This window comes from Arthrobacter sp. NPDC093125 (assembly GCF_044754225.1).
In the GTDB taxonomy this organism is placed as follows: domain Bacteria; phylum Actinomycetota; class Actinomycetes; order Actinomycetales; family Micrococcaceae; genus Arthrobacter.
This window is the reverse complement of the sequence record NZ_JBIVOQ010000005.1, coordinates 189,611-213,976: the sequence shown is the minus strand read 5'-3', so window position 1 is coordinate 213,976 and position 24,366 is coordinate 189,611. Positions and strand designations below refer to the sequence as shown.

Genomic DNA, 24,366 nt, shown 5'->3' with positions numbered 1-24,366 from the left:
GGATCCACGGCCGGAGGTCTTTGGAGCAGCCGAGGACTTGTCCTGAACCTACTCCTCGGCGGCGGCAGAAATCAATGCAGAATCAGTGCCCGTTAGGAGCGGAGCCCGTCCAGCGTGCGCGCGGCAGCAGCGGCCAGGTCACGCACGCCGGGACCTGCCTTAAGGATGTCCCTGCTGGACGTCCCCAGCACCTGGGGATAGGCGGCACCGAAGGTCCTGCGCAGGTCAGCGGGGGTAGCTCCCTGGGCGCCGAGGCCCGGGGCCAGGATGGGTCCGCGGACACTTCCCAGGTCCAAGTCAAGGTCTGCCAGGGCAGTTCCCACCGTGGCGCCCACCACGAGCCCCACGGATCCAAGATTCCCCGGGTACCGGGCATTTTCTCCGGCCGCGGCCTGGACGATCTTGCGGGCAACGGAGTCGCTGCCGCCCGTGTGCTGGACGGACGCGCCCTCGGGATTGGACGTCAGGGCCAGCACGAACACGCCGCGGCCGTATTCCGCCGCAAGGTCCAGGGCCGGGCGGAGTGACTCGAAACCGAGGTACGGACTCAGCGTTACCGAGTCGGCGGCCAGGGACGAGCCGTCGCGCAGCCATGCGTCGGCGTAGGCGGCCATGGTGGAGCCAATGTCGCCGCGCTTGGCATCGGCGATGCTCAGCACTCCGGCCTCGGCCGCGGCGGCCAAGGTACGTTCCAGGGCCGCCATGCCTGCCGAGCCGTGGCGCTCATACAGCGCCACCTGCGGCTTGACCGCGGCAGCGAGGGAACCGACGGCCTCCAGGACGGTGAGCGAAAAGCGCTCCACGCCGGCGGCGTCGTCGTTCAGTCCCCAGGCCGCGAGCAGCGCAGGGTGCGGGTCGATGCCGACGCACAGCGGACCGCGCTCAGCCATGGCCCGTTCCAGCTTTGAACCAAAAGACTCTGTGCCGAGGGATTCCCGGCCGGAATGGGCTGCTGCGGAGGCGTCAGCGGTGCCGCCAGCCTCAGGCATGCCAGGATGCCTTGAGGTTGGCGGCGTGCTCCTGCAGGCTCGTGACGGACCACGCGTAGGTGCGCAGCGCCTCGATGGCCTGGACGGCGGCGTTGAACTCGGCCACCGTGGTGATGCAGGGAATGCCGATGGACGTGGCGGCGGCGCGGAGTTCGTAGCCGTCGCTGCGGGCTTCGCCGCCGGATGGGGTGTTGAACACCATGTCGATCTCGCCGGCGATGACGAGGTCGGCGATGGTGCCTTCCCCTTCGGCGCTGCTGCCCTCGGCCACCTTGCGTACCGGCGTCGCCTGGATTCCGTTGCGGCGCAGCACATCGGCGGTGCCGCCCGTGGACACGATCTCGAAGCCGAGGTCGGACAGGCGCTTGACGCCCATGATCACCGAACGCTTGTCGCGGTTGGCGACGGAGACGAAGATCTTGCCCTCGGTGGGCAGGGCGTTGTTGGCGGCGGCCTGGCTCTTGGCGAAGGCGGTGTCGAAGTGCTTGTCGATGCCCATGACCTCACCGGTGGAGCGCATTTCCGGGCCGAGGAGGGAGTCCACGACCTTGCCCTCCGGGGTGCGGAAGCGGCTGAACGGCAGGACCGCCTCCTTGACGGAGACCGGCGCATCCAGCGGCAGGGTGGAGCCGTCGCCGGATTCCGGAAGTATCTTGTAGGCGCTGCGGAGCTGGTGGATGGTGATGCCGGTGCCGATCAGGGCGGCAGCCTTTGCCATCTGCACCCCGGTCGCCTTGGAGACGAACGGCACGGTGCGGGAGGCGCGGGGGTTGGCTTCGAGCACGTACAGCACATCCGAGGCCAGGGCGAACTGGATGTTGATCAGGCCGCGGACGCCGACGCCTTCGGCGATGGCGCGGGTGGCGGTGCGGACGCGCTCCAGGACGTTGCTGCCCAGGGTGATCGGGGGTAGCACACAGGCGGAGTCACCGGAGTGGATGCCCGCTTCCTCGATGTGCTCCATGATGCCGCCGAGGTACAGGTCCTTGCCGTCGAACAGGGCGTCGACGTCGATCTCGACCGCGTCCTCGAGGAACCGGTCGATCAGCACGGGGTGGTCGGGCGTGATCTCGGTGGCGTTGGCGATGTAGCGGGACAGGTTGGCCTCGTCGTAGACGATTTCCATGCCGCGGCCGCCGAGGACGTAGGACGGGCGGACCAGCACCGGGTAGCCGATTTCATCCGCGATCTTCTTGGCGTCCTCGAAGGACACGGCCGTGCCGTTCTTCGGGGAAACCAGCCCTGCTTCGTCCAATACCCGGGCAAAGGCGCCGCGGTGCTCGGCGAGGTCGATCGCTTCCGGGGAGGTGCCGAGGATGGGCACACCGGCGTCGGCGAGCTGTTGGGCCAGCTTCAGCGGGGTCTGGCCGCCGAGCTGGACGAACACGCCCATGACGCCGCCGGTGCGCTCCTCCGCGGCGATGACCTCGAGGACGTCCTCCAGGGTCAGCGGCTCGAAGTACAGGCGGGTGGAGACGTCGTAGTCGGTGGAGACGGTTTCCGGGTTGCAGTTGACCATGACGGTCTCGTAGCCGGCCTTGCGCAGCGCCATGGAGGCGTGGACGCAGGAGTAGTCGAACTCGATGCCCTGGCCGATGCGGTTGGGGCCGGAGCCAAGGATCAGGATCGACGGCTTGGAGTGCAGCGCCACCTCGTCCTCCTCGTCGTAGGACGAGTAGTGGTAGGGCGTGTAGGCGGCGAATTCCGCGGCGCAGGTGTCGACTGTCTTGTAGACCGGACGGATCCCGAGCGCCTGCCGGACTCCGCGGACCACAGCTTCGGAGTTGTGCGTCAGTCCACCGATCTGCTCATCGGAGAAGCCGTGGCGCTTGGCGCGCTGCAGCATGTCCTGGGTCAGCGCGCCGGACTGCCGGATCTCGCCGGAAATCTCGTTGAGCAGCTGGAGCTGGTCCAGGAACCAGGGGTCGATTCCGGTGGCTTCGTAGAGGTCCTCAACGGTGGCGCCACCGAGCAGCGCACGCTGCACCTGGTGCAGGCGTTCGGTGGTGGGACGCTTCGCCTGCTCAACCAGCTCCGGAACTTCCCATTCCGGGACGGGGCTGAAGTCCAGCTGCGAGCCCTTCTGTTCCAGCGACCGGAGGGCTTTCTGCAGGGCCTCGGTGAAGTTGCGGCCCATGGCCATGGCCTCGCCCACGGACTTCATGGTGGTGGTCAGCGTGGGGTCGGCCGCGGGGAACTTCTCGAACGCGAAGCGCGGAACCTTGACCACGACGTAGTCCAGCGTCGGCTCGAAGGACGCGGGGGTCTTCTGGGTGATGTCGTTGGGGATCTCATCCAGGGTGTAGCCGAGCGAGAGCTTGGTGGCGATCTTCGCGATGGCGAACCCGGTGGCCTTGGAGGCCAGGGCCGAGGAGCGCGAAACGCGCGGGTTCATTTCGATGACCACCACGCGCCCGGTCTTGGGATCGATGGCGAACTGGATGTTGCAGCCGCCGGTGTCCACGCCGACTTCGCGGATCACGGCGATCGAGACGTCACGCAGCTTCTGGTACTCACGGTCCGTGAGGGTGAGCGCCGGTGCCACCGTGATCGAGTCGCCGGTGTGCACGCCGACGGGGTCGAAGTTCTCGATGGAGCAGACCACCACGACGTTGTCGTTCTTGTCGCGCATCATCTCGAGCTCGTATTCCTTCCAGCCGAGGATGCTCTCTTCGAGCAGCACCTCGCTGGTGGGGCTGTACTGCAGGCCCTGGCCGACGATGCGGATGAGGTCTTCCTCGTTGTAGGCCAGGCCGGAGCCCAGGCCGCCCATGGTGAAGGACGGGCGGACGACCATGGGGTAGCCGAGGTCGTCGGCTGCCTTCAGGGCCTCGTCCATGGTGTGGATGATGTGGCTGCGGGCCGATTCAGCGCCGCAGCGTTCCACGACGCCCTTGAACTTCTCGCGGTCCTCGCCGAGTTCGATCGCGGCGATGTTCGCGCCGATCAGTTCCACGTTGTACTTCTCCAGCACGCCGTTCTTGTCCAGCGCGATGGCGGTGTTCAGTGCCGTCTGGCCGCCGAGGGTCGGCAGCACGGCATCGGGGCGCTCCTTGGCGATGATCTTTTCGACCACCTCCGGCGTGATCGGCTCGATGTACGTGGCATCCGCGAACTCGGGGTCCGTCATGATGGTGGCCGGGTTGGAGTTGACGAGGATGACCCGCAGGCCTTCCTCCTTGAGGACGCGGAGCGCCTGGGTGCCGGAGTAGTCGAATTCGGCCGCCTGGCCGATCACGATCGGGCCGGAACCGATGACCAGGACGCTCTTAAGGTCAGTTCTCTTAGGCATTACTTCTTGTCCTCAGTCTTGTTGTCAGTATTCTGCGGCGCAGCGGCGCGGTCGATCGGATTGTGCACGGAGTCCACGGGTTCCTTGGACAGGTTGGCGGTGCGGCCGTCGGTGATTTGATTCGTGTCTTCCATCAGCTCGATGAAACGGTCGAACAGGTACGCGGCGTCGTGCGGGCCGGCGGCCGCTTCCGGGTGGTACTGGACCGAAAACGCCGGGATGTCCAGGCAGGCGAGTCCTTCGACGACGTCGTCGTTCAGGCTGATGTGGCTCACCTCAACCCGGCCGAAGCGCTCTTCGGGTGCCGTGGTGGGTCCGTCGAGGGGGGCGTCCACGGCGAAGCCGTGGTTCTGCGAGGTGATTTCCACCTTGCCGGTGCGGCGGTCCATGACGGGCTGGTTGATGCCGCGGTGGCCGTACTTGAGCTTGTACGTGCCGAAGCCCAGGGCGCGGCCCAGGATCTGGTTGCCGAAGCAGATGCCGAAGTAGGGCAGCTTTTCGTCCAGCACGGAGCGCAGCAGCTTCACCTGGTTGTCGGCGGTGGCGGGGTCGCCCGGGCCGTTGGACATGAAGAAGCCATCAGGGTTGAGTGCCTTGACGTCCTCCATGGTGGCGGTTGCGGGCAGCACGTGGACGCGGACGCCGCGCTCGGCGAAGCGGACCGGCGTCATGGCCTTGATGCCGAGGTCGACGGCGGCAATGCTGAACCGGGGCTCGCCGTCCCAGCCGTGGTCCTTGGGCTCCACGACGTAGGCCTCGTCGATGCTGACTTCCTCGGCCAGCCGGGCGCCTTCCATGGGGGCGCTGGCGAGGACGGCTTCGAGCAGTTCCTTCTCCGTGGCCTCTGCGGCTTCGCCGGAGAAGATGCCGGCGCGCATGGTCTTGTGCTCGCGCAGGTGGCGGGTGATGGCGCGGGTGTCCACGCCCTGGATGCCCACGATCCCCTGTTCCTCGAGCTCCTCGTCCAGGGAGCGCTCCGAGCGCCAGTTGGAGGGGCGGCGGGCGGCGTCGCGGACGATGTAGCCTGCCACCCAGATGCGGCGGGACTCGGCGTCCTCGCTGTTCACACCGGTGTTGCCGATGTGCGGCGCCGTCTGGACCACCAGCTGCCGGGCGTAGGAAGGATCGGTGATGGTTTCCTGGTAGCCGGTCATGCCGGTCGCGAAGACCGCCTCGCCGAGGGCAGTGCCCCGGGCGCCGTAGCTGCGGCCGCGGAAGATGCGGCCGTCTTCGAGCACGAGGGCCGCGGGGGTGGAAGGTGCCGTCTTGGGCGCCGTCGCTGTGTTTACTGTCACTTCGGTTTCCGTCACTGTCTTACTTTCCACTATGGGCATCTGCTTGCGGGCCTGCGGAGATTAATTCCTGAAGTTTTTGGTGGAGGGCCGGTTTGTCGGCCGCCCGGCGGGTGCGGAACCCGGTGTCGAGCTGGTGCGTGCCGAGGGTCCAGCTCAGGACCAGCAGCCCGTCCTTCTCGACGAACTTGCCTGCCATGCCGCTGTCCTGGCGGACGCCGGCCAGCGAGGCTGCCGGGATGAACAGCGGCCCGGCGCCGGAGCGGTCCAGCAGGACGCCCTCCGGATGGACGGTGAGTTCGGCGTTGGTGCGGATCCCGAGGCCGTGCACCGCGATCCTGTCCAGCCAGTCCCCCGCCGTGGTTGTCGCGACATACTGGCCTTCGGTCGTCAGCAGCGGCCCGCCCAGTCCGGCGGGTATCTCAGGCAGCGCGGCGATGTCCGCCTGCCGCCGCAGCCGGTTTCGCCAGCCAAGGCCAAGGAGGACAAAGACGACGGCGACAATGGCCAGCATAGCGAGTCCGGGAAGAACCTTGTCCATCAGATCGTGGCCGCCGCACCGGCTGCTGCGGCATCGGACGGGTAGCGGTACGGGGTGTTGAGGCTGCCGTCCAGAACGGTGGGGTGCCCCTTGAAGAAGGTCGCCCGCACCTTGCCCGGAAGTTCCATGCCGCGGAACGGCGAGTTGCGTCCCATGGTTGCCATCGCCGAGGGGTCCACCGTCCAGCGCGCCGCCGGGTCCACCAGGATGAGGTTAGCGGGTTCGCCTTCCTCGAGCGGGCGGCCCTGGTCGGCCAGGCGGCCGATGGCGGCTGGCGCCGTCGACGTGGCACGGGCGAAATCGGCCCAAGTCATGAGGCCGGTCTCGATCATGGCGTGCTGCACCACGGACAGTGCGGTTTCCAGCCCCGTCATGCCCATGGCGGCCTGGGCCCACTCGCACTCCTTGTGCTCGCTGGGGTGCGGGGCGTGGTCGGTGCCGACGACGTCGATGGTGCCGTCTGCGAGTGCCTCGCGGAGGGCGCGGACGTCCGCGTCGGTGCGCAGCGGCGGGTTGACCTTGTACACGGGGTCGTAGCTGCGGACCAGTTCGTCGGTGAGCAGCAGGTGGTGCGGCGTCACTTCGGCGGTGACGTTGATCCCCCGGCTCTTGGCCCAGCGGATGATCTCCACGGACCCGGCGGTGGAGACGTGGCAGACGTGCAGCCGTGAGCCGACGTGCTGGGCGAGCAGCACGTCGCGGGCGATGATGCTTTCCTCGGCGACTGCCGGCCAGCCGGTCAGGCCCAGGACGGCGGAGACTTCGCCTTCGTTCATCTGGGCACCGGCGGTGAGGCGGGGTTCCTGCGCGTGCTGGGCGATGACGCCGTCGAACGCCTTGACGTACTCAAGCGCCCGGCGCATCAGGACGGGGTCATGGACGCAGATGCCGTCGTCGGAGAACATGCGGACCCGGGCACGGGAATCCGCCATGGCGCCGAGTTCGGCGAGCTGCTCCCCCGCGAGGCCGACCGTGACCGCTCCCACCGGGCGGACGTCCACCCAGCCGGCGGAGCGGCCCAGGCTGTACACCTGCTCCACCACGCCGGCGGTGTCGGCAACGGGGGTGCTGTTGGCCATGGCGTGGACGGCGGTGAAGCCGCCCAGCGCTGCTGCCCGGGTTCCGGTCTCGACCGTCTCGGCGTCTTCGCGGCCGGGTTCGCGGAGGTGCGTGTGCACGTCCACCATGCCCGGCAGCGCGATCAGGCCGTCGGCGTCGATGATGGTGGCGCCGTCAGCCGTGTCTGTCTCTGACAGGTCGCTGCCGCGTGCGGCGATGATGCCGTCGCGGATGAGGAGATCCGCGGCGTCCCCGCCGAGGATGGCGGCACCGCGGATGAGGTAGGCGCCGTTGCCGTTTGTGCCGGTGCCGTTTGTGCCGTTGCCGGCCTTTTGCTCAGCCATTACTTGCTCTCCTTCAGGGTGGCAGCTGGTTCGCGGGTGTCCCCGGAGAGCAGCAGGTACAGGGCCGCCATGCGGATGGACACACCGTTCCGGACCTGTGCGAGCACGGTGGAACGGGGTGAGTCCGCCGCGGCGGCGGAAATTTCCAGGCCGCGGTTCATGGGCCCGGGGTGCATGATGATGGTGTCTTTGAGCCCGAGGCTGTCCAGCGCCCGGAGCCGGGTGTCATCGAAACCCCAGCGGCGCGAGTACTCGCGGGTGGACGGGAAAAACGACGCGTTCATCCGTTCGCCCTGGACGCGGAGCATCATGACGGCGTCAACGCCGTGCTCGAGGGTTTCGTCCATGTTGTAGCTGACCTTGCAGGGCCACTTTTCGACGCCGATGGGCAGCAGGGTGGGCGGCGCGACGAGCGTGACGTCGGCCCCGAGCGTGCGCAGCAGCCAGACGTTTGAGCGGGCAACGCGGGAGTGCAGGACGTCGCCGGCGATAGCCACCCGCATGCCCTTGAGGTCCGCGCCTGCGGACGGCAGGCCCGAGAGCTTCGTCCAGTGCCGGCGCATGGTGAAGGCGTCCAGCAGGGCCTGGGTGGGGTGCTCGTGCGTGCCGTCGCCGGCGTTGATGACGGCGGCGTCAATCCAGTCCGTGGCGGCGAGCCGGTGCGGCGCACCCGAGGCCCAGTGGCGGATGACGACGGCGTCAGCACCCATCGCGGACAGCGTCTGGGCGGTGTCTTTGAGGGACTCCCCCTTGGACACCGATGATCCCTTCGCCGCGAAGTTGATGACGTCGGCGGACAGGCGCTTTGCGGCCGCCTCGAACGAGATACGGGTGCGCGTGGAATCCTCGAAGAAAAGGTTCACCACCGTGCGGCCCCGCAGCGCCGGAAGTTTCTTGACCTCGCGGTCGCCCACTGCCGACATTTCCTCGGCGGTGTCGAGGATGCGGACGGCGTTGGTCAGGCTCAGGTCTTCAGTGGAAAGCAGGTGCTTCATGCGCCGGCCTCGATAACCACTTCATTAACGGGCTGGCCGTCAATGACGTCGGTTTCCTCGAGGCGGACCCTGACTTTTTCGGAGGAGGAGGTGGGGAGGTTCTTGCCGACGTGGTCTGCACGGATGGGAAGCTCGCGGTGCCCGCGGTCAACCAGCACGGCGAGGCGCACGATGCGGGGACGGCCAAGATCCACGAGGGCATCCAATGCGGCTCGGATGGTGCGGCCGGAGTACAGGACGTCGTCGATCAGGACAACCACCTTGTTGTCGATGCCGGTCAGGGGCAGCTGGGTGCGGTGGGGCGGCCTGGTTGGCTGGTGCGAGAGGTCGTCACGGAACATGGTGACGTCCAGCTGGCCGACAATCGCGGAGGCGTCAACCGCGCTGTCCGCGGCGGCGATCTTCTGGGCGAGCCGGACTGCCAGCGGAAAACCGCGGCGCGGAATTCCCAGCAGCACCAGGTCCTGGGAGCCTTTGTTGGCCTCGAGGATCTCGTGGGCGATACGAGTGAGTGCACGGTCAATGTCCGCCTGGTTGAGTACAACCCTGGCCGGAACCGGTGCCTGCGTGACAGGTGTCATCGCTCGTCTCCCCTTTCCCCGCCTCACGGGACGGAATTAAAAAAGGAACATTTGCCCTCCAAAATTACCACACGGGCCTTGGCCGCCTCGCCTGAACAGAGGCGTTATCGGTCACACTCCGGCGCCCGCCAGCGGATAGGCTCATGTCTATGTCGATGAACCCGCAGCAGCCAGCGCCCGGACCGTCCGGCAACCGCCCCGGTGACCCGCAGTGGCAGTTCCATGAGCAGACGAACCCGAGCTGGATGGGCCACGTCCAGCAGCAGAACTACCGGCCGGCACCCGGACACCACGGCGGGGCGGTCTCCCAGGTCATACCGCCGTCGGCAACAACGGTGGCTGCCCGCCCGTCGTCCGGCGTGCTGTCCCTGGTGGTGGTCGGGGCCATCCTCGCCTTCGTCAGCCTGTTCCTGGTGGTCCCCTTCCTGCTGGCGAACACCGGCGTCACCGGTTTTGCCGTGGGCTTCGTTGCTTCGCTGATTCCGCTGGGGGCCGTGCTCTTTTCGGTCCGCATCATTGACCGCTGGGAGCCCGAGCCCAAGCGGCTGCTGGTGTTCGCCTTCACATGGGGCGCGGCTGTATCCATCGCCGTCACCCTGCTGATCCAGCCGGTTTTCGCCCTTGCAGCCCCCACTGCCAGCGAGGAGTCCTTCCGGGACTTCATGACCACTGTCCAGGCCCCCGTGGTGGAGGAGTTCGCCAAGTCCCTGGGCCTGCTCCTGTTGCTGCTCATGGCCCGCAGGCATTTTGACGGCCCCGTGGACGGCGTGGTGTTCGCCTTCACGATCGCCGGCGGCTTCGCCTTCACGGAGAACATCCTGTACTTCGGCCGCGCCATCGCCGAGTCCAGCACTCCCGGCAGCGACCTTGCGCAGATCTTCTTCCTGCGCGGCGTCATGTCGCCCTTCGCGCACGCGATCTTCACCGGCACCACCGGTCTGATCATGGGCTTCGCCGCGCGCCGCTGGCACTCCGGCCTCTCGGTGGCCGGGTTCGTCGTCGGACTCATTCCCGCCATGATCCTGCACAACCGCTGGAACAGCATGGGCCAGGACTTCCTGGCCCAGTATGTGCTGGTGCAGGTCCCCATCTTCCTGCTGGCCGTGGGCTGCATCATTGCGCTGCGCGTGGCCGAGACACGGCTGACCCGGCAGCGGCTGCTGGAGTACTCCGCGGCGGGCTGGTTCACCCCGGCGGAAGTCGGGATGCTCGCGACCGCGGGCGGCCGGCGGCAGGCGGTGCGGTGGGCGGCCGCCTATAACCGGGCGCCGCAGATGAAGGCCTTCGTGAAAGCGGCCACGCAGCTGGCCTTCACCCGCCAGCGGATCCTCAGCGGCAGGGACGTGCAGTCCCACCAGCAGGAAGAGCTGCAGCAGCTGCACCACCTGATGGCGCTGCGCGCCGCCGTCGGGCATTAGGCGAGGCCAACGAAAGGGCAGGGCCGCCACTCACAGCAGCCCGGTACTGACGCCGGTACAGAGCAGCGAAAAGCCCCGGCCAATGGCCGGGGCTTTTCGATGTGGCGTCAGGCCAGCAGTGAAGGTTTCAGCTGCTGGAGGCGGCCGAGGAGTCCGTTGATGAACGACGGCGATTCATCCGTTGAGAGCGTCTTCGCCAGCGCGACAGCCTCGCTGACGGCGACGCCGTCGGGGACGTCGTCGTTGTAGAGCAGCTCCCAGGTGCCGATTCGCAGGATGATGCGGTCCACGGACGGCATGCGCTCCAGGGTCCAGCCCTGCGAGTATGTTTCGAGGAATTCGTCAATGGCCGGCTGCAGCGACACGACGCCTTCGATGATTTCCACCGTGTAAGGGTTGACGATCTGGTCGGTCTTCTCACGCCGTGCACGCAGCACGTCGAACGGGGAAACTGAGCGCTGCTCAGCTTCGAAGAGGACGTCCAGGGCCCTGTTACGGGCTTTACCGCGGGCGCTCACTACTCGCTGACCCTGCCCAGGTAGCTGCCGTCGCGGGTGTCGACCTTGACCTTGGTGTTGTTCTCGACGAACAGCGGCACCTGGATCTCGTAGCCGGTCTCGAGGGTGGCCGGCTTGGTTCCCGCCGAGGAGCGGTCGCCCTGCAGGCCAGGCTCGGTGTAGGTGATTTCGAGGACGACGCTCGGCGGCAGTTCGATGTAGAGCGGGGTGCCTTCGTGGATGGCGATGTTGACCATCTGGTTTTCGAGCATGAAGTTGGTGGCGTCGCCCACCGTGGCGCCGGAGACCGTGATCTGGTCGTAGTCCTGGGTGTCCATGAACACGAAGTCTGCGCCGTCCTGGTACAGGTACTGGTAATCGCGGCGGTCCACGGTGGCGGTCTCGATCTTGAGGCCGGCGTTGAAGGTCTTATCGACCACCTTGCCGGACATGACGTTGCGCATCTTGGTGCGAACAAACGCGCCGCCCTTGCCAGGCTTGACGTGCTGGAACTCGATGATGTTCCAGAGCTGGCCCTCGAGCTTCAGGACGGTACCGTTCTTGATGTCGTTTGTGGTTGCCACTGGTTTCCTCTGGTTTCTATCTGACTGCCTCTAGCTGCCAGCCGTGTATGCCAAACCGGCATGCCGAATAGCCCGCCAGCGTGTGTTTATCAAAAATCCAAGAACCATTCTAGCGGAAGATCATGGCCCGCCCCGTCGCCGCAGCCCGGCGCAGATACTCAGGAGGCCAGTTCAAGCACGTCCCGTGCGCGCTGCAGCGCCACGGTGGAGGAATGGATCAGTGCAGCGTCCGCCGACTGTTCGACCCTGAGGTCCAGCGCCCGGGTGAACGATTCCACAGCAGCTCCGATATGGCCGGCAGCGAAGTGCGTCCTGCCCAGGTACTGGTAGACGAGCGCCTCGTTGGACGTCCCCGCTACCTCCGCGAGCAGCTGCTTGAAGAGCTCGACAGCCTCGTCGTAGCGGTGGGAAACACGCAGCACTTCGGATTCGAAGGCACGGAGCCGGAAGGACTCCGGGTCCCTGTACCGGGCCTCGGCCAGCAGCTCGGCGGCGTCGGACGCGTGGCCCTCGACCAGCAGCACGAACACGCGGTCTGCCGGATCGGTCGAAGCCTCAAGGGCAGCGGCGCAGGCTTCGGGGCTGGTGATTTCGGGCAGCAGGAATTCCGGGTTGATCCGGATTCCGGGGAAGCCTCCGTCAGGCCATTCAATAACGTCGCTCATCAGGAGGCGATCTCCTGGTAGGCAGCAAAGAGCAGGGAGGTGTCGGGCACGTCCAGGATCCCGGGTTTGCCGACGCCGTCGAGGACCACGAAGCGGAGCAAGTCGCCGCGTGACTTCTTGTCGCGGCGCATGCCGTCCAGCAGGCCCTGCCAGCGGTCCTTGCGGTAGGTGACAGGCAGTCCAAGCGATTCCAGGATGGTGCGATGGCGGTCGGCGTCGGCGTCCCCCAGCCGGCCGACACTGCGGGCCAGCTCGGCGGCAAACATCATGCCGACCGATACTGCCGCGCCGTGGCGCCAGGAGTAACGCTCGACGAGTTCGATCGCATGGCCCAGGGTGTGTCCGTAGTTCAGGATCTCGCGCAGGCCGGATTCCTTCAGGTCTTCAGAGACGACGCGGGCTTTCACGGCGATGGAGCGCTCGATGAGTTCGCGGAGCACGGCCGACTGCGGGTCGGTGACAGCTTCCGGGTCCTTCTCCACGAGGTCCAGGATGGCGGGATCGGCAATGAAGCCGCACTTGATGACCTCGGCCATGCCGGAGACAAGCTCGTTCCGGGGCAGGGTGTCCAGCGTGTCGAGGTCAGCCAGCACGGCGGCGGGCGGGTGGAAAGAGCCCACGAGGTTCTTGCCTTCAGCCGTGTTGATGCCGGTCTTGCCGCCGACGGATGCGTCCACCATGCCCAGCAGGCTGGTGGGCATGTGGATGACCTTGACGCCGCGGAGCCAGGTGGCAGCCACGAAGCCTGCGAGGTCAGTGACGGCCCCTCCGCCCACGGACACCACGGCATCCGACCGGGTGAAGTCGTTCTGCCCGAGCACCTGCCAGCAGAAGGCGGCCACCTGGATGTGCTTGCCTTCTTCAGCGTCGGGGATTTCCGCAGTCAGGGCGGTGAAACCGGCGGCAGTCAGCTCATCCCGGACCGTGTCGCCCGTGAGGCGGAGCGCGCGCGGGTGGATCACAAGCACTCGACGGACACGCTCGCCCAGCTGTTCGGGCAGGGCACCGAGCAGTCCGCGGCCAACTACGACGTCGTAGTTGTTGGCGGCCAATTCCCCCGTGACCTTAATGACAGTTGATTCGCTCACTTTTCAACTTCCTGTTTCGCGGCCGTGTTGTCCCCGGCCGCTGCGTCCGCGGCGTTGTGTGCCGCGCGTGTTTGGTCTGCTTCCGCATACTCCTGCAGCGCCGCCTCGAGCCGGCGGCCCAGTTCCGCCACCGATCCCCGCCGCACGTCAAGGACAATGTCGGCGAGGCGTTCGTAAACGGGTTTCCTCGTGGCAAACAGGTCCTTCCACCGGCTGATGCCGTCACCGGCGAGCAGCGGACGGCCCGAGTTCCTTGCGATCCGGGCCGCGACCGTATCGGCGTCGCATTCGAGGTACACCACGGTGCAGCGCTGCAGGAGCTGCTGGGTGCCGGAGTCCAGGACGGATCCGCCGCCGAGTGAAATGACGGTGTCGGTGCCGGCGGCGGCTTCGACCACCCGGGCCACCGTCCGTGCCTCAATCTCCCGGAAGGCGTGTTCACCGCGCCCCGCGAAGATGTCCGCGATGGAGCCGTGGTTCTCGACGATGACGGAGTCGGTGTCCACGAACGGTGCGCCAAGCTGCTGTGCCAGCTGGTGGCCGAGGGCGGACTTCCCGACTGCCATGGGGCCGATGAGCACGATGGGACGATGCCCCGGGGTGCGGGGTGTATTGCTGGAGGGCACTAGAGTCCGATCGAGTCCAGCGACGCCGGGATGTTCTCCAGGTAGCCCCTGATGTTGCGGGCAGTCTCCTCCACCGAGTCACCGCCGAACTTCTCGGTGACAGCCTCGGCGAGGACCAGGGCAACCATGGCCTCGGCGACAACACCCGCCGCCGGGACGGCACAGACGTCGGAGCGCTGGTGGTGGGCCTTGGCGGCCTCACCGGTGCTGATGTCGATGGTCTTCAGGGCGCGCGGGACGGTGGCGATTGGCTTCATCGCAGCTCTGACGCGCAGGACGTCGCCGATGCTCATGCCGCCTTCGACGCCGCCGGCACGGTTGGTGGTGCGGACAATCCTGCCGTCGGCGTCCTTGACGATTTCGTCGTGGGCGGCCGAACCTCGCCTGGCGGCGGTGAGGAACCCGTCTCCGACTTCCACGCCCTTGATGGCCTGGATGCCCATGAGGGCGGCGGCGAGGCGGGAATCGAGGCGGCGGTCCCAGTGGACGTAGCTGCCCAGGCCCGGCGGCAGCCCGTAAGCCAGCACCTCCACTACCCCGCCCAGCGTTTCGCCTTCCTTGTGGGCAGCGTCCACCTCGGCAACCATCGCGTCGGACGTTTCGCGGTCGAAGCAGCGCAGCGGATCGGCGTCGAGCGCTATCACGTTGGCCGGAAGCGGGCGGGGCCTTCCCTCAGGCACCGCGACGCTCGCGATCGATACGGTGTGGCTCACGAGTTCGATGCCCAGGTGCCTCAGGAACTGTGCAGCGACGGTGCCCATGGCAACGCGCGTGGCGGTTTCGCGGGCGCTGGCACGCTCCAGCACGGGCCGGGCCTCGTCGAAGCCGTATTTCTGCATTCCGGTGAAGTCTGCGTGGCCGGGCCGCGGACGGGTCAGCGGGGCGTTCCGTGCCTGGTCGGCCAGCGACTCGGGATCAACGGGGTCGGCAGACATGATCTGCTCCCATTTGGGCCATTCGGTGTTCCCCACCTGGATGGCGACAGGTCCGCCCTGGGTCAGTCCGTGGCGGACTCCGCCGAGAATGGTGACAGCATCCTGCTCGAACTTCATCCGGGCACCGCGGCCGTAGCCAAGACGGCGGCGTGCCAGGGCATCAGCGATCTGCCCGCTGGTGAGTTCAACACCGGCGGGGACGCCTTCGATAATTCCGACCAGAGCCGGGCCATGGGACTCACCGGCAGTCAACCAACGCAACATACAATCCATCCTGCCATGTAGGGCGGTCAGAGTACCCGCCGGGGTGCCCCGACTGCGATACACATCACATCTATGACGTCGGCGCTGGCGGCGTCTTCGCGGCCTGTGAAGTACCGGACCTGTTCGACCGCCTGGTAGAGCAGCATCTCAAGTCCGGGCACCACAGTTCCGCCCCCCTGCTGCCATGCAGCCGCGATTCTGCTGGGCCAGGGATCGTAGGCGACGTCGAGCAGGATCCCGTCTGTTGCCCCGCCCAGCTGCTCAAGATCCGCTGCCATGCCGTCGGCTGCCCGCGGCGGCAGGGTGGAAATTACGACGTCGGCAGCAGCCATTGCGTCAACCGCGCCCCTCATGGGGTGCACGGCGATGTCCATGGCCAGGCCGCGTGCTGCCGCACGCGCTTCCGCGGCGCGGCCCGTGTTCCGCACGAAGACGTCGACGGATTGCGCGCCGAGTTCCTGCAGGGCAGCTACAGCGGCCGCTGCTGTCCCGCCGCCGCCCAGCACCACGGCGGCCGGAGCCTGAACGGCGCCGGCGTTGCGCAGGGCATTAACGATGCCGGTGACGTCCGTGTTGTAGCCGATCCGCCGGGCGGACTCTCCTTCGCCCTCAAACACCACCGTGTTGATGACGCCGAGCACGCGTCCCACGCCGCGGACCTCGTCGACTTCGCGAACCATGGCCGTCTTGAGCGGCATGGTGACGGAGAGCCCGCGCCAGCCCTCCTGGCCGCGCGCCGTCGCCATGAAGGCGGGCAGGCCCTCCTCGGTGACATCAATGGCACTGTAGCCGATGTCCTCCCCCAGGCGGGCATAGGCGGCAAGGTGCAGGGCCGGGGACTTCGAGTGGCTGATCGGATGACCGAGGACGGCCGCGCGGCGGTTCATACGCAACGGCCGGGGTTGGCCTCACACCACGCGTTGTACTGATCAACGTACCGCTGGTGCTCCGCCAGTGTTTTGGAGAACTTTGTCTCCTTGCTATCCAGGTTGATGGTCACCCAGTACATGTACTCGTTCTTGTTCGGCTGCGCCGCCGCATCGATGGCCGTCTTACCCGGCGAGCCGATAGGACCAACGGGCAGCCCCTGGATGGCGTACGTGTTGTACGGGTTGGACTTGTCCGCCTTTTCCTCTTCGGTGATGTGGAAGCTTTTCCTGCCCAGGCCGTAGGTGACGGTGGCGTCGGACTGGATGAGCCCGGCCGTCTCGGTGTTGTTCGGCTTGAGCCTGTTGTAGATGGCGCCGGCAACGTCCTTGTACTCTGCCTGGCCGCCTTCGGCCTGGACGATGCTGGCCACCGTCACGACGTCGTACTGCTTGGCCGGGTCCGTGACACCCTGGGCGGTCAGCTCGTCCTTGGTGATCTTCACCAGCTGCGTCAGGATCTCCTTGGGCGTGGTGCCAAGCGGGAACCGGTGCTCACCCGGGGCGAGGTAACCCTCGAGGTTCTTGGCCTTGGCCGGCAGGCCAAACTGCTCGGGAGAGTCGCTAAGGGCCTTGAACTGCGACACGGGAATCCCGGAACCTTCGGACATTGCTTCCAGTGATTCATTGATGCGCAGGCCTGCACTCAGGGCGAAGTACATGACCTTCGCCTGCCCTTCACCGAGCAGGACGGCGACGGCGTCGGAATTCTTCATTTCCTGTTTGAAGTCGTATTCGCCGGGAGCCAGGGTGCCGCCCGAAGCGGCAAGGGCTGACACGAACGTGTCGGCGTTGGCCACCACCTTGGCGTCCTCGAGCTTGGCGGCCACGGACATGGGCCCTTCTCCGGGCTGGACTGCCACGGTGACCTGTCCCGTGCCCGGTCCCGGGTAGTCGCTGGGCCTGGGATCGCCCAGCAGCGGCTTGAGGAGCTGTGCCCCGACCACCGTGGCGGTGACGAAGAGGGCGAGCGTCAGCAGCAGAGCTACAAGCCGGCGCCTGCGGCGGACTTTCTTGGAGGGACGGGGTTTCACGCTCTCGGGGGCGCCGAGCAACTGCTGGCCCACGGACTCGTGGTCGTAGTGCTCGTGGTCCTCGTATGTCGCCGTGTGCCCGTCGTGATGGTGCAGGTCGTGGTGGTGCTGGTCGCCGTCGTGCTCCCCGTCGTGGTAGCCCGCGTAGCCGTGGTCCGCATGCGCTGCGTCGTGGCCGGGCTCCGCAAAGTGGTGGGATTCGGCGGAGGAGAATGCGTGCTCCTCGTGCCTGCCCTCGGCGTGGGCAGCGTGGTGGGCGCGGCTGGTGTGCACGTCGTCGGCGGGCGCGCCAACGGGGGCGCCGGAGGCGTGGTCCCCGTGGCCGTGGGAGGTGCGGGCAGTGTGTCCATCGCCGTGACCGGCGGCAGGCGCCTGAACGTGGGGGGGCGCGGTTGGAACCAGCGGAACGCCGGTGGTGGGCGCCACGGCATCCGGCGAGGGGACAGCGGGCTCATACGGCGCCTGGGATGGTGCCTGCGAAACTGCCGGCACCTGCGTGGTTGCGGGTGCCTGCGAAACTGCGGGTGCCTGCGAAGCTGTCTGCGCCTGCCCGGCAGCCACCTGCGTGGCAGGTCGCCGCTCCGGAATGTCCGGGGTATCGTTCCCGGACTCGTAGGCCTGTTCGGGCACGAGGTTCCCGGAATCCTCCGTGAGGGACTTCTCCCGCGCACGGATTTCCTTGCGCGTCAGCGCCCGTCCGGCGCCCCTGAAGTTCCTGCCGGAGGAGTCGTCATTGTTGACCGGGCTCACTGTAGCCTTCCATCTTCTGAAGATTGCATGTCTTTCCCCGGGACGTCCTGCCCGCCGTTATCCGCTGCGGCGTCTCCGGTCAGCCCCGGCTGGGCAAGCGCGCGTACGCGGCTTCCCACATCCGTTCCCCTGGCTTTTTGCATATCGATGGCGTGCTGCAGAATTCCCGCAGCAGCAACCTGATCCACCACTTTACGGTGATTTTTGCTGCTCATGCCAGCTTCGTGCAGGTGTCGGTGCGCGGTGACGGTGCTCAGCCGCTCGTCCACGAGGTGCACCGGAACGTCCGCACCGGCCCGGTTGAGCTCGTCCGCCAGCAGCTGAGCGTAATCCGTAGCCATGCGCGCGGAGGCGTGTTCCTCGCCTTTCATGGTCCGCGGAAGACCCACGAAAATCTGCACTGCTCCCCTGTTCACGGCAAGGACAGCAAGGGCCCGCACGTCGGAATTCTTCTTCGGGTTGCGGTCCAGCGTTTTCAGCGGGGTAGCCAGGATGGCGTCCCTGTCGCAAATGGCCACGCCTACACGGACGGTCCCCACGTCCACCCCCAGTTTAATTCCCTGGGGGTAGACGGGCGACTCAGCAGTTGAGGACACGGATCCGTTAGCGCCCGGTCACGGCATCGACGACCGCCGCCAGCGCGGCCCCGACCTTGGAGGCGTCGGTGCCGCCGCCCTGGGCGACGTCGTCCTTGCCGCCTCCGCCGCCGCCGAGGATGCCGGCGGCGAGTCGTACGAGCGCCCCGGCCTTGACCCCGGCTTCGCGGGCCGCCTCGTTGGTGGCGATGAGGATGACCGGACGGTCGTTGCTGACACCGGCCACGGCCACCGTGGCGGCTTCGGAGCCGAGGCGGTTCCGCAGGTCCAGGGCAAGGCCCCGGAGATCGTCCGCGCCGCCGACCTGTCCGGCGTCGTGAGCAATGACACGCACTCCGGCCGCGTCCTTGGCGGTTCCGACGAGCTGGGCGGCAGCTGCTGCGAGCTGTTCCTTGCGGAGCCGCTCGAGTTCCTTTTCGGCCGTCTTGAGCTTCGTCAGGGTGGCCGCAATGCGGTCGGCGAGCTGGCCCGAGGGCACCTTCAGCATTTCGGTCAGTTCGGTGACGAGGGCGCGCTCGGCGGCCAGGTGCCGGAAGGCGTCCATGCCCACGAAAGCCTCTACACGGCGGTTTCCGGAGCCGACCGACTGCTCACCGAGCAGCGACAAACTGCCGATGAGCGAGGTGTTGGGCACGTGCGTGCCACCGCACAGCTCGCGTGACCAGGCGCCGTCGATCTCCACGACCCGCACTTCGCTGCCGTAGTTCTCGCCGAACAGCGCCATCGCCCCGAGGGCCTTCGCTTCGGCGAGGGGCATGACCTTGGTGTCCACGTGGAAGTTGTTCCGGATGGCGAGGTTTGACACCTCCTCGATTTCCGAGCGCGTGGCGGTGCTCAGCCCCTCGCCCCAGGCGAAGTCGAAGCGCAGGTAGCCGGCCTTGTTGAAGGAGCCGCGCTGGACCGCCTGCGGTCCCAGGATCTGGTGCAGGGCCGCGTGGACAATGTGGGTGCCGGTGTGGGCCTGCTCGGCGGCGTGGCGCCGTTCGCGGTCAACTGCCGCCCGGACCAGCGCGTCGGAGGCGATTTCACCTTCTCGGACGATGGCCTTGTGGACGCTCAGCCCCTTCACCGGACGCTGGACATCGAGGACCTCGACGACGAACCCGTCGCCGGTGATGAGTCCCGTATCCGCAGCCTGGCCGCCGGCTTCGGCGTAGAACGGCGTCTCGGCGAGGACAAGTTCGATCTCGTCGCCTGTGGCGGCCTGGGTCACTTTCCGGCCGGCGCTGAGGATTCCGCGGACCCGCGATTCGCCCTCGAGGTCGGTGTAGCCGGTAAAGACGGTCTCGCCCTCGGCCAGCAGTTCCTGGAAGGCGCTGAGGTCGGCGTGGGCGCCCTTCTTGCCCTTGGCGTCGGCCTGGGCGCGCTGGCGCTGTTCCAGCATGAGCTTGCGGAACTCGGGCTCGTCCACGTTGAGTCCGGCTTCTTCGGCCATTTCAAGCGTGAGGTCGATCGGGAACCCGTAGGTGTCGTGCAGCGTGAAGGCGTCGGCACCGGAGAGCGGGCGGCCGGCTGCCTTGGATTCCTTCACGGCGTCTTCCAGCCGGGCGGTGCCGGAGGCGATGGTGCGCAGGAAGGCCTTCTCTTCCGCGTAGGCGATGCGGCTGATGCGGTCGAAGTCCGTCTCCACCACGGGGTAGACGCCCTTCATGGCGTCACGGGAGGCGGGCAGCAGGTGCGGCAGGCACGCGTTGTCGACGCCGAGGAGGCGCATGGAGCGGACGGCGCGGCGGATCAGGCGGCGCAGGACGTAGCCGCGGCCTTCGTTGGAGGGCGTCACGCCGTCGGCGATGAGCATCAGGGCCGAGCGGATGTGGTCGCCGACCACCCGCATGCGGACGTCGTCGGTGTGGTGGGGGTCATCCTCCGTCTCGGCGGAAGTATATTCCTTGCCCGAGAGCTTGGCAGCCATGTCGATGACCGGACGGACCTGGTCGGTCTCGTACATGTTTTCGACGTCCTGCAGGATCATGGCGAGGCGCTCCATGCCCAGGCCGGTGTCGATGTTCTTCTTAGGCAGTTCACCCGTGATGTCGAACTCGACCTTCGACCGGACGTTGTCGATCTGGTACTGCATGAACACGAGGTTCCAGATCTCGACGTAGCGGTTCTCGTCGGCAATGGGTCCGCCTTCGACGCCGTACGCCGGGCCGCGGTCGTAGTAGATCTCCGAGCAGGGGCCGGCCGGGCCCGGCTGGCCGGTGGACCAGTAGTTGTCAGCCTTGCCCATGCGCTGGATGCGCTCGGCGGGCACGCCGGTGTTCTTGAGCCAGAGTTCCTCGGCTTCGTCGTCCTCTTCGTAGACGGTTACCCACAGGCGTTCCGGCGGAAGGCCGTACCCGCCGTCGTCCACGCCGGTGGTGAGCAACTCCCACGCGAACTTGATGGCGTCTTCCTTGAAGTAGTCGCCGAAGGAGAAGTTGCCGCACATCTGGAAGAAGGTGCCGTGGCGGGCGGTCTTGCCCACTTCCTCGATGTCCCCGGTGCGGATGCACTTCTGCACGCTGGTGGCACGGGAGTAGGGCGCTTCTTCACGGGCCGTCAGGTAAGGGATGAACGGGACCATGCCCGCAACCGTGAACAGCAGGGAGGGGTCGCTGGAGACCAGCGACGCGGAGGGAACCGCGGTGTGGCCTTTGCTGACAAAAAAGTCCACCCAGCGCTTTGTGATCTCCTGCGACTTCATGAGCTGATTACATACCCTTCGTGGTTCACGCATTCTGGCGCGTGAGGTTTTGGTTCATTGCGGTTCCGGGTCAACGATGTTGAACAGGACCGCCCGTTTAATTCTCGCGTATTTCACCGCGGCTAGCGGCGGGCAACGTCCTGGGACTCGACGCCGAGCGCCGTGCGCAGGTCCGTTTCCCGCTCACGCATGCCGGAGCGGACGGCGTCGGCAAAATCGTAAACACCGTCGGCCAGCCTGCCCACGGCACGGTTGAGGCCTTCGGGCCCGAGGCTGGCCTGCGCCTCGGTGACCTTGCGGAACGCGATGACACCGATTGCGACGCCGATGCCCATCCAGACGAGTCTCTTCATTTTCGTTCTCCGGGACTTAGCGGCTGCGACGGCCGGTGGCGGGCTTCTTGCGGGCGGCCAGGGCGGAGCGCACGCCGTAGCTGAAGGCGGCGACCTTGATCAGCGGCGAGCCGACGGTGGCGGCCATCAGTGAGGACAGCGCGGAGATGTTGGCCGAGGCGTCCGACACGTTGGAGGCGATGCCGTCGACCTTCTTCAACTGCTGGTTGGTGGTGGAGACGGTCGCCGTGACTTCGTCCATGAGGGGCGTTGCGCCGTCGCTGATGGACCGGATGGAGGTCCGCACCTCATCGAACACCCGCCCCAGCTTGAGGATGGGGACAGCAAGCAACAGGACCAGGAGCGCAAATACCCCGGCCGCGATCAGGCCGGCAATATCGCCACCAGACATAGACGTTCATCTCCTTGAAACTCCGTGGATCGGGACCCTGTGCACGGCAGCAGCATGCTGTAACCGCGGATGTCCCCCAAGTACCTTACATACAAAGAAGCCCGCGGCGCTTGCCACGGGCTTCCTTGGATACGCTGCCGAGAATTAGCGTGCGTAGAATTCGACGACGAGCTGCTCTTCGCAGGTCACGGGAACCTCGGAGCGCTTCGGGCGGCGGACCAGGCGTGCCTGCAGGGCGTCAAGCTTGACGTCCAGGTAAGCCGGAACGGTGGGCAGGACGTCGCGGTGGGCGCCGGCTGCTGCAACCTGGAAAGGAGGCATGGTTTCGCTGCGGCTGTGGACGTGGACCAGCTGGCCTTCGCCGACGCGGAAGGACGGACGGTCAACGCGGATGCCGTCAACCAGGATGTGGCGGTGCACAACCAGCTGGCGGGCCTGTGCGATGGTGCGGGCGAAGCCGGCACGCAGCACGAGGGCGTCGAGGCGCATTTCGAGCAGTTCGATGAGGTTTTCACCGGTCAGGCCCTTGGTGCGGCGTGCTTCTTCGAAGGCACGGGTCATCTGGGCTTCGCGGATGCCGTACTGGGCGCGCAGACGCTGCTTTTCGCGCAGACGTACGGCGTAGTCGGAGTCCTGCTTCTTGCGGGCACGGCCATGCTCACCGGGGCCGTACGGGCGGCGCTCCATGTACTTGGCGGCCTTGGGGGTCAGAGCGATGCCGAGGGACCGCGAGAGGCGGGCCTGACGGCGAGCACGAGTGTTGTTAGCCACTTGTGTCCTTCCAATATCTGCGGTGTGTCAGTGTTACTGGCCTCCACGATGGAGAGCATCGGCCAACCGCTGCCTTTTGCTACTGGGCGCAGGGCACAGCTCCATCAAACAGAAGTTCGGGGGGTGTGCGTCCGTGCCTTGCCAGACAAACATCCATCCTACCATGATGCTCACTTGCCCCGGATGATCTTCCTCAGCCGCTCCAGCCGCACCGAGATGTCACGCTCCGCCCCGTTGGCCGTGGGCTCGTAGTAGTCCCGGCCCACGAGGTCGTCCGGAGGGTACTGCTGGGACGCCACCGAGTGCGGGGCATCGTGGGCGTACTTGTAGCCAAGCCCGTGGCCCAGCTGCTTCGACCCCGGGTAGTGCGAGTCCCGCAGATGGGGCGGGATCCCTTTGCCCAGCCCCGCCCGGACGTCGGCGATGGCTTTGTTGATGCCCATGTAGGCGGCGTTGGACTTGGGCGCGGTGGCGAGGTGGACCACGGCCTCGGCGAGGATGATCCGCCCTTCCGGCATGCCGATGAGCTGGACCGCCTGCGCCGCCGCGACGGCCGTCTGCAGCGCGGTGGGATCGGCCATGCCGACGTCCTCCGCGGCGGAAATCACGATGCGGCGGGCTACGAACCGCGGGTCCTCCCCCGCTTCGAGCATCCTGGCCAGGTAATGCAGTGCCGCGTCCACGTCCGAGCCCCTGATGGATTTAATGAAGGCACTGGCGACGTCGTAGTGCTGGTCCCCCGCGCGGTCGTACCGGACGGCCGCCACGTCGAGCGCACGCTCGGTGTGCCGCAGTTCCACGGTGACCGGTTCACCGGTGCTGCCGTCGGCAGGGTCGGAACTGCCGACGTCGTCCGCGTCCCCGAACGCGACGCCGGCCGCCGCTTCGAGCGCGGTCAGCGCCCGCCGGGCGTCCCCGCCCGAGAGCCGGACAAGGTGCGCCAGCGCCTCCGGGCTGAGCCGGACTTCGCCGCGCAGCCCCCGGGAGTCCTCCACGGCCCGCACCAGCAGGCCCTCGATGTCGGCGTCGGTCAGCGGTTTCAGCGTGAGCAGCAGGGAACGGGACAGCAGCGGGGAGACCACGGAGAAGGAAGGGTTTTCCGTGGTTGCTGCCACGAGCACCACCCAGCGGTTCTCGACGCCGGGCAGCAGGGCGTCCTGCTGCGCCTTGTTAAAGCGGTGGATTTCATCCAGGAACAGCACAGTGGTGGTTTTGTAGAGGTCGCGTGCGGTCAGCGCGTCGTCCATGACCTTGCGCACGTCCTTGACTCCGGCGGTGATCGCCGAGAGCTCCACGAACTTCCTTCCCGGTCCTCGGGCGATGACATGCGCCAGTGTGGTCTTGCCGGTGCCGGGCGGACCCCAGAGGATGACCGAGCTGGGGCCGGCCGGGCCGCCTGCATCTGCCCCGGCCGCCAGCTGGCGCAGCGGCGAGCCCTGGCCCAGCAGGTGCTGCTGGCCCACTACATCGTCAAGTGTCCGGGGCCGCATGCGGACGGCAAGGGGGCTGCGGGGCACGGCGTTTCGCGAGGCGCCGGAGGCGCGGCCGCCGGCGGCAGCCTTGCCGGCAGTGCCGTCGGCAGCGTCAGGCGCGTCGCCGTCGTCGTCATTGCCCTGCCCCGGGCCAAAGAGATCATCCACATAGATAGGCTACTCATAGATTGGTAGGGGCAAGTCCGGTCACGGGAAG

Annotated in this window: 22 protein-coding genes; 1 reads left to right on the top strand and 21 read right to left on the bottom strand. The window is 67.0% G+C overall.

What is annotated here, in order from left to right; translation table 11 throughout:
• Window positions 1-92: 92 nt before the first annotated feature.
• From pyrF to pyrR, 7 genes are read right to left on the bottom strand one after another with little or no spacing between them, the layout of a single operon-like run.
• Window positions 93-989, bottom strand: coding sequence for an orotidine-5'-phosphate decarboxylase (gene pyrF / locus ACIP9X_RS12630; protein ID WP_400480080.1), 897 nt, complete (start codon window positions 987-989; stop codon window positions 93-95).
• Window positions 982-4,281, bottom strand: coding sequence for a carbamoyl-phosphate synthase large subunit (carB, locus tag ACIP9X_RS12625; RefSeq protein WP_400480079.1), 3,300 nt, complete (start codon window positions 4,279-4,281; stop codon window positions 982-984). Before carB ends, pyrF begins: the two co-directional genes overlap by 8 nt.
• Window positions 4,281-5,615 (bottom strand): glutamine-hydrolyzing carbamoyl-phosphate synthase small subunit, encoded by a 1,335-nt coding sequence (gene carA, locus ACIP9X_RS12620; protein WP_400480078.1) that lies wholly within the window; start codon window positions 5,613-5,615, stop codon window positions 4,281-4,283. Before carA ends, carB begins: the two co-directional genes overlap by 1 nt.
• Entirely contained in the window at window positions 5,596-6,114 is a 519-nt protein-coding gene (locus tag ACIP9X_RS12615) for a hypothetical protein (RefSeq protein WP_400480077.1), read from the bottom strand. Before ACIP9X_RS12615 ends, carA begins: the two co-directional genes overlap by 20 nt.
• On the bottom strand, window positions 6,114-7,517 hold the full coding sequence (locus ACIP9X_RS12610; protein ID WP_400480076.1) for a dihydroorotase: 1,404 nt from the start codon (window positions 7,515-7,517) through the stop codon (window positions 6,114-6,116). The genes ACIP9X_RS12615 and ACIP9X_RS12610 overlap by 1 nt, the downstream gene beginning before the upstream one ends.
• Entirely contained in the window at window positions 7,517-8,512 is a 996-nt protein-coding gene (locus ACIP9X_RS12605; RefSeq protein WP_400480075.1) for an aspartate carbamoyltransferase catalytic subunit, read from the bottom strand. Before ACIP9X_RS12605 ends, ACIP9X_RS12610 begins: the two co-directional genes overlap by 1 nt.
• Window positions 8,509-9,093, bottom strand: a complete 585-nt coding sequence (pyrR, locus tag ACIP9X_RS12600) for a bifunctional pyr operon transcriptional regulator/uracil phosphoribosyltransferase PyrR (RefSeq protein WP_400480074.1) — start codon at window positions 9,091-9,093, stop codon at window positions 8,509-8,511. Before pyrR ends, ACIP9X_RS12605 begins: the two co-directional genes overlap by 4 nt.
• Before the next feature lie 149 nt (window positions 9,094-9,242).
• On the opposite strand from pyrR, the gene ACIP9X_RS12595 reads away from it, so the two are divergent.
• Window positions 9,243-10,511, top strand: a complete 1,269-nt coding sequence (locus tag ACIP9X_RS12595) for a PrsW family intramembrane metalloprotease (protein ID WP_400480073.1) — start codon at window positions 9,243-9,245, stop codon at window positions 10,509-10,511.
• Window positions 10,512-10,618: 107 nt separating this feature from the next.
• On the opposite strand, the gene nusB is transcribed toward ACIP9X_RS12595, so the two are convergent.
• From nusB to ACIP9X_RS12525, 14 genes are all read right to left on the bottom strand, one after another.
• Entirely contained in the window at window positions 10,619-11,029 is a 411-nt protein-coding gene (gene nusB, locus ACIP9X_RS12590; RefSeq protein WP_400480072.1) for a transcription antitermination factor NusB, read from the bottom strand.
• A complete protein-coding gene (efp, locus tag ACIP9X_RS12585) occupies window positions 11,029-11,592 on the bottom strand; it encodes an elongation factor P (protein WP_056635236.1) in 564 nt (187 codons plus the stop codon). The genes nusB and efp overlap by 1 nt, the downstream gene beginning before the upstream one ends.
• Window positions 11,593-11,750: 158 nt before the next feature.
• Window positions 11,751-12,257, bottom strand: a complete 507-nt coding sequence (locus ACIP9X_RS12580) for a tetratricopeptide repeat protein (protein ID WP_400480071.1) — start codon at window positions 12,255-12,257, stop codon at window positions 11,751-11,753.
• Window positions 12,257-13,345, bottom strand: coding sequence for a 3-dehydroquinate synthase (gene aroB / locus ACIP9X_RS12575; RefSeq protein ID WP_400480070.1), 1,089 nt, complete (start codon window positions 13,343-13,345; stop codon window positions 12,257-12,259). Before aroB ends, ACIP9X_RS12580 begins: the two co-directional genes overlap by 1 nt.
• Window positions 13,342-13,971 carry a shikimate kinase gene (locus tag ACIP9X_RS12570; RefSeq protein ID WP_400480069.1) on the bottom strand — a complete coding sequence of 210 codons (630 nt, stop codon included), beginning with the start codon at window positions 13,969-13,971 and terminating at the stop codon, window positions 13,342-13,344. Before ACIP9X_RS12570 ends, aroB begins: the two co-directional genes overlap by 4 nt.
• Entirely contained in the window at window positions 13,971-15,170 is a 1,200-nt protein-coding gene (aroC, locus tag ACIP9X_RS12565) for a chorismate synthase (protein ID WP_400480068.1), read from the bottom strand. The genes ACIP9X_RS12570 and aroC overlap by 1 nt, the downstream gene beginning before the upstream one ends.
• A gap of 26 nt (window positions 15,171-15,196) precedes the next feature.
• Window positions 15,197-16,057, bottom strand: a complete 861-nt coding sequence (locus tag ACIP9X_RS12560; protein WP_400480067.1) for a shikimate dehydrogenase — start codon at window positions 16,055-16,057, stop codon at window positions 15,197-15,199.
• Window positions 16,054-17,880 (bottom strand): endolytic transglycosylase MltG, encoded by a 1,827-nt coding sequence (gene mltG / locus ACIP9X_RS12555; RefSeq protein ID WP_400480066.1) that lies wholly within the window; start codon window positions 17,878-17,880, stop codon window positions 16,054-16,056. The genes ACIP9X_RS12560 and mltG overlap by 4 nt, the downstream gene beginning before the upstream one ends.
• Complete coding sequence (ruvX, locus tag ACIP9X_RS12550; RefSeq protein ID WP_400480065.1) at window positions 17,877-18,476, bottom strand: Holliday junction resolvase RuvX; 600 nt, start codon at window positions 18,474-18,476, stop codon at window positions 17,877-17,879. Before ruvX ends, mltG begins: the two co-directional genes overlap by 4 nt.
• A gap of 7 nt (window positions 18,477-18,483) precedes the next feature.
• On the bottom strand, window positions 18,484-21,162 hold the full coding sequence (gene alaS / locus ACIP9X_RS12545; RefSeq protein WP_400480064.1) for an alanine--tRNA ligase: 2,679 nt from the start codon (window positions 21,160-21,162) through the stop codon (window positions 18,484-18,486).
• Between the two features lie 122 nt (window positions 21,163-21,284).
• On the bottom strand, window positions 21,285-21,515 hold the full coding sequence (locus ACIP9X_RS12540) for a DUF6167 family protein (RefSeq protein WP_400480063.1): 231 nt from the start codon (window positions 21,513-21,515) through the stop codon (window positions 21,285-21,287).
• Window positions 21,516-21,531: 16 nt separating this feature from the next.
• Window positions 21,532-21,906 carry a DUF948 domain-containing protein gene (locus tag ACIP9X_RS12535; protein WP_400480062.1) on the bottom strand — a complete coding sequence of 125 codons (375 nt, stop codon included), beginning with the start codon at window positions 21,904-21,906 and terminating at the stop codon, window positions 21,532-21,534.
• A gap of 144 nt (window positions 21,907-22,050) precedes the next feature.
• Window positions 22,051-22,677 (bottom strand): 30S ribosomal protein S4, encoded by a 627-nt coding sequence (gene rpsD, locus ACIP9X_RS12530; protein WP_400480061.1) that lies wholly within the window; start codon window positions 22,675-22,677, stop codon window positions 22,051-22,053.
• Window positions 22,678-22,847: 170 nt separating this feature from the next.
• Window positions 22,848-24,317, bottom strand: a complete 1,470-nt coding sequence (locus tag ACIP9X_RS12525) for a replication-associated recombination protein A (protein WP_400480060.1) — start codon at window positions 24,315-24,317, stop codon at window positions 22,848-22,850.
• Between the last annotated feature and the right edge of the window lie 49 nt (window positions 24,318-24,366).

Excerpts from the sequence above, each read along its gene's own strand:
- pyrF (WP_400480080.1), bottom strand. The coding sequence starts at position 989 with ATGCCTGAGGCTGGCGGCACCGCTGACGCCTCCGCAGCAGCCCATTCC.
- carB (WP_400480079.1), bottom strand. The coding sequence starts at position 4,281 with ATGCCTAAGAGAACTGACCTTAAGAGCGTCCTGGTCATCGGTTCCGGC.
- carA (WP_400480078.1), bottom strand. The coding sequence starts at position 5,615 with ATGCCCATAGTGGAAAGTAAGACAGTGACGGAAACCGAAGTGACAGTA.
- ACIP9X_RS12615 (WP_400480077.1), bottom strand. The coding sequence starts at position 6,114 with ATGGACAAGGTTCTTCCCGGACTCGCTATGCTGGCCATTGTCGCCGTC.
- ACIP9X_RS12610 (WP_400480076.1), bottom strand. The coding sequence starts at position 7,517 with ATGGCTGAGCAAAAGGCCGGCAACGGCACAAACGGCACCGGCACAAAC.
- ACIP9X_RS12605 (WP_400480075.1), bottom strand. The coding sequence starts at position 8,512 with ATGAAGCACCTGCTTTCCACTGAAGACCTGAGCCTGACCAACGCCGTC.
- pyrR (WP_400480074.1), bottom strand. The coding sequence starts at position 9,093 with ATGACACCTGTCACGCAGGCACCGGTTCCGGCCAGGGTTGTACTCAAC.
- ACIP9X_RS12595 (WP_400480073.1), top strand. The coding sequence starts at position 9,243 with ATGTCGATGAACCCGCAGCAGCCAGCGCCCGGACCGTCCGGCAACCGC.
- ACIP9X_RS12580 (WP_400480071.1), bottom strand. The coding sequence starts at position 12,257 with ATGAGCGACGTTATTGAATGGCCTGACGGAGGCTTCCCCGGAATCCGG.
- aroC (WP_400480068.1), bottom strand. The coding sequence starts at position 15,170 with ATGTTGCGTTGGTTGACTGCCGGTGAGTCCCATGGCCCGGCTCTGGTC.
- ACIP9X_RS12560 (WP_400480067.1), bottom strand. The coding sequence starts at position 16,057 with ATGAACCGCCGCGCGGCCGTCCTCGGTCATCCGATCAGCCACTCGAAG.
- alaS (WP_400480064.1), bottom strand. The coding sequence starts at position 21,162 with ATGAAGTCGCAGGAGATCACAAAGCGCTGGGTGGACTTTTTTGTCAGC.
- ACIP9X_RS12540 (WP_400480063.1), bottom strand. The coding sequence starts at position 21,515 with ATGAAGAGACTCGTCTGGATGGGCATCGGCGTCGCAATCGGTGTCATC.
- ACIP9X_RS12535 (WP_400480062.1), bottom strand. The coding sequence starts at position 21,906 with ATGTCTGGTGGCGATATTGCCGGCCTGATCGCGGCCGGGGTATTTGCG.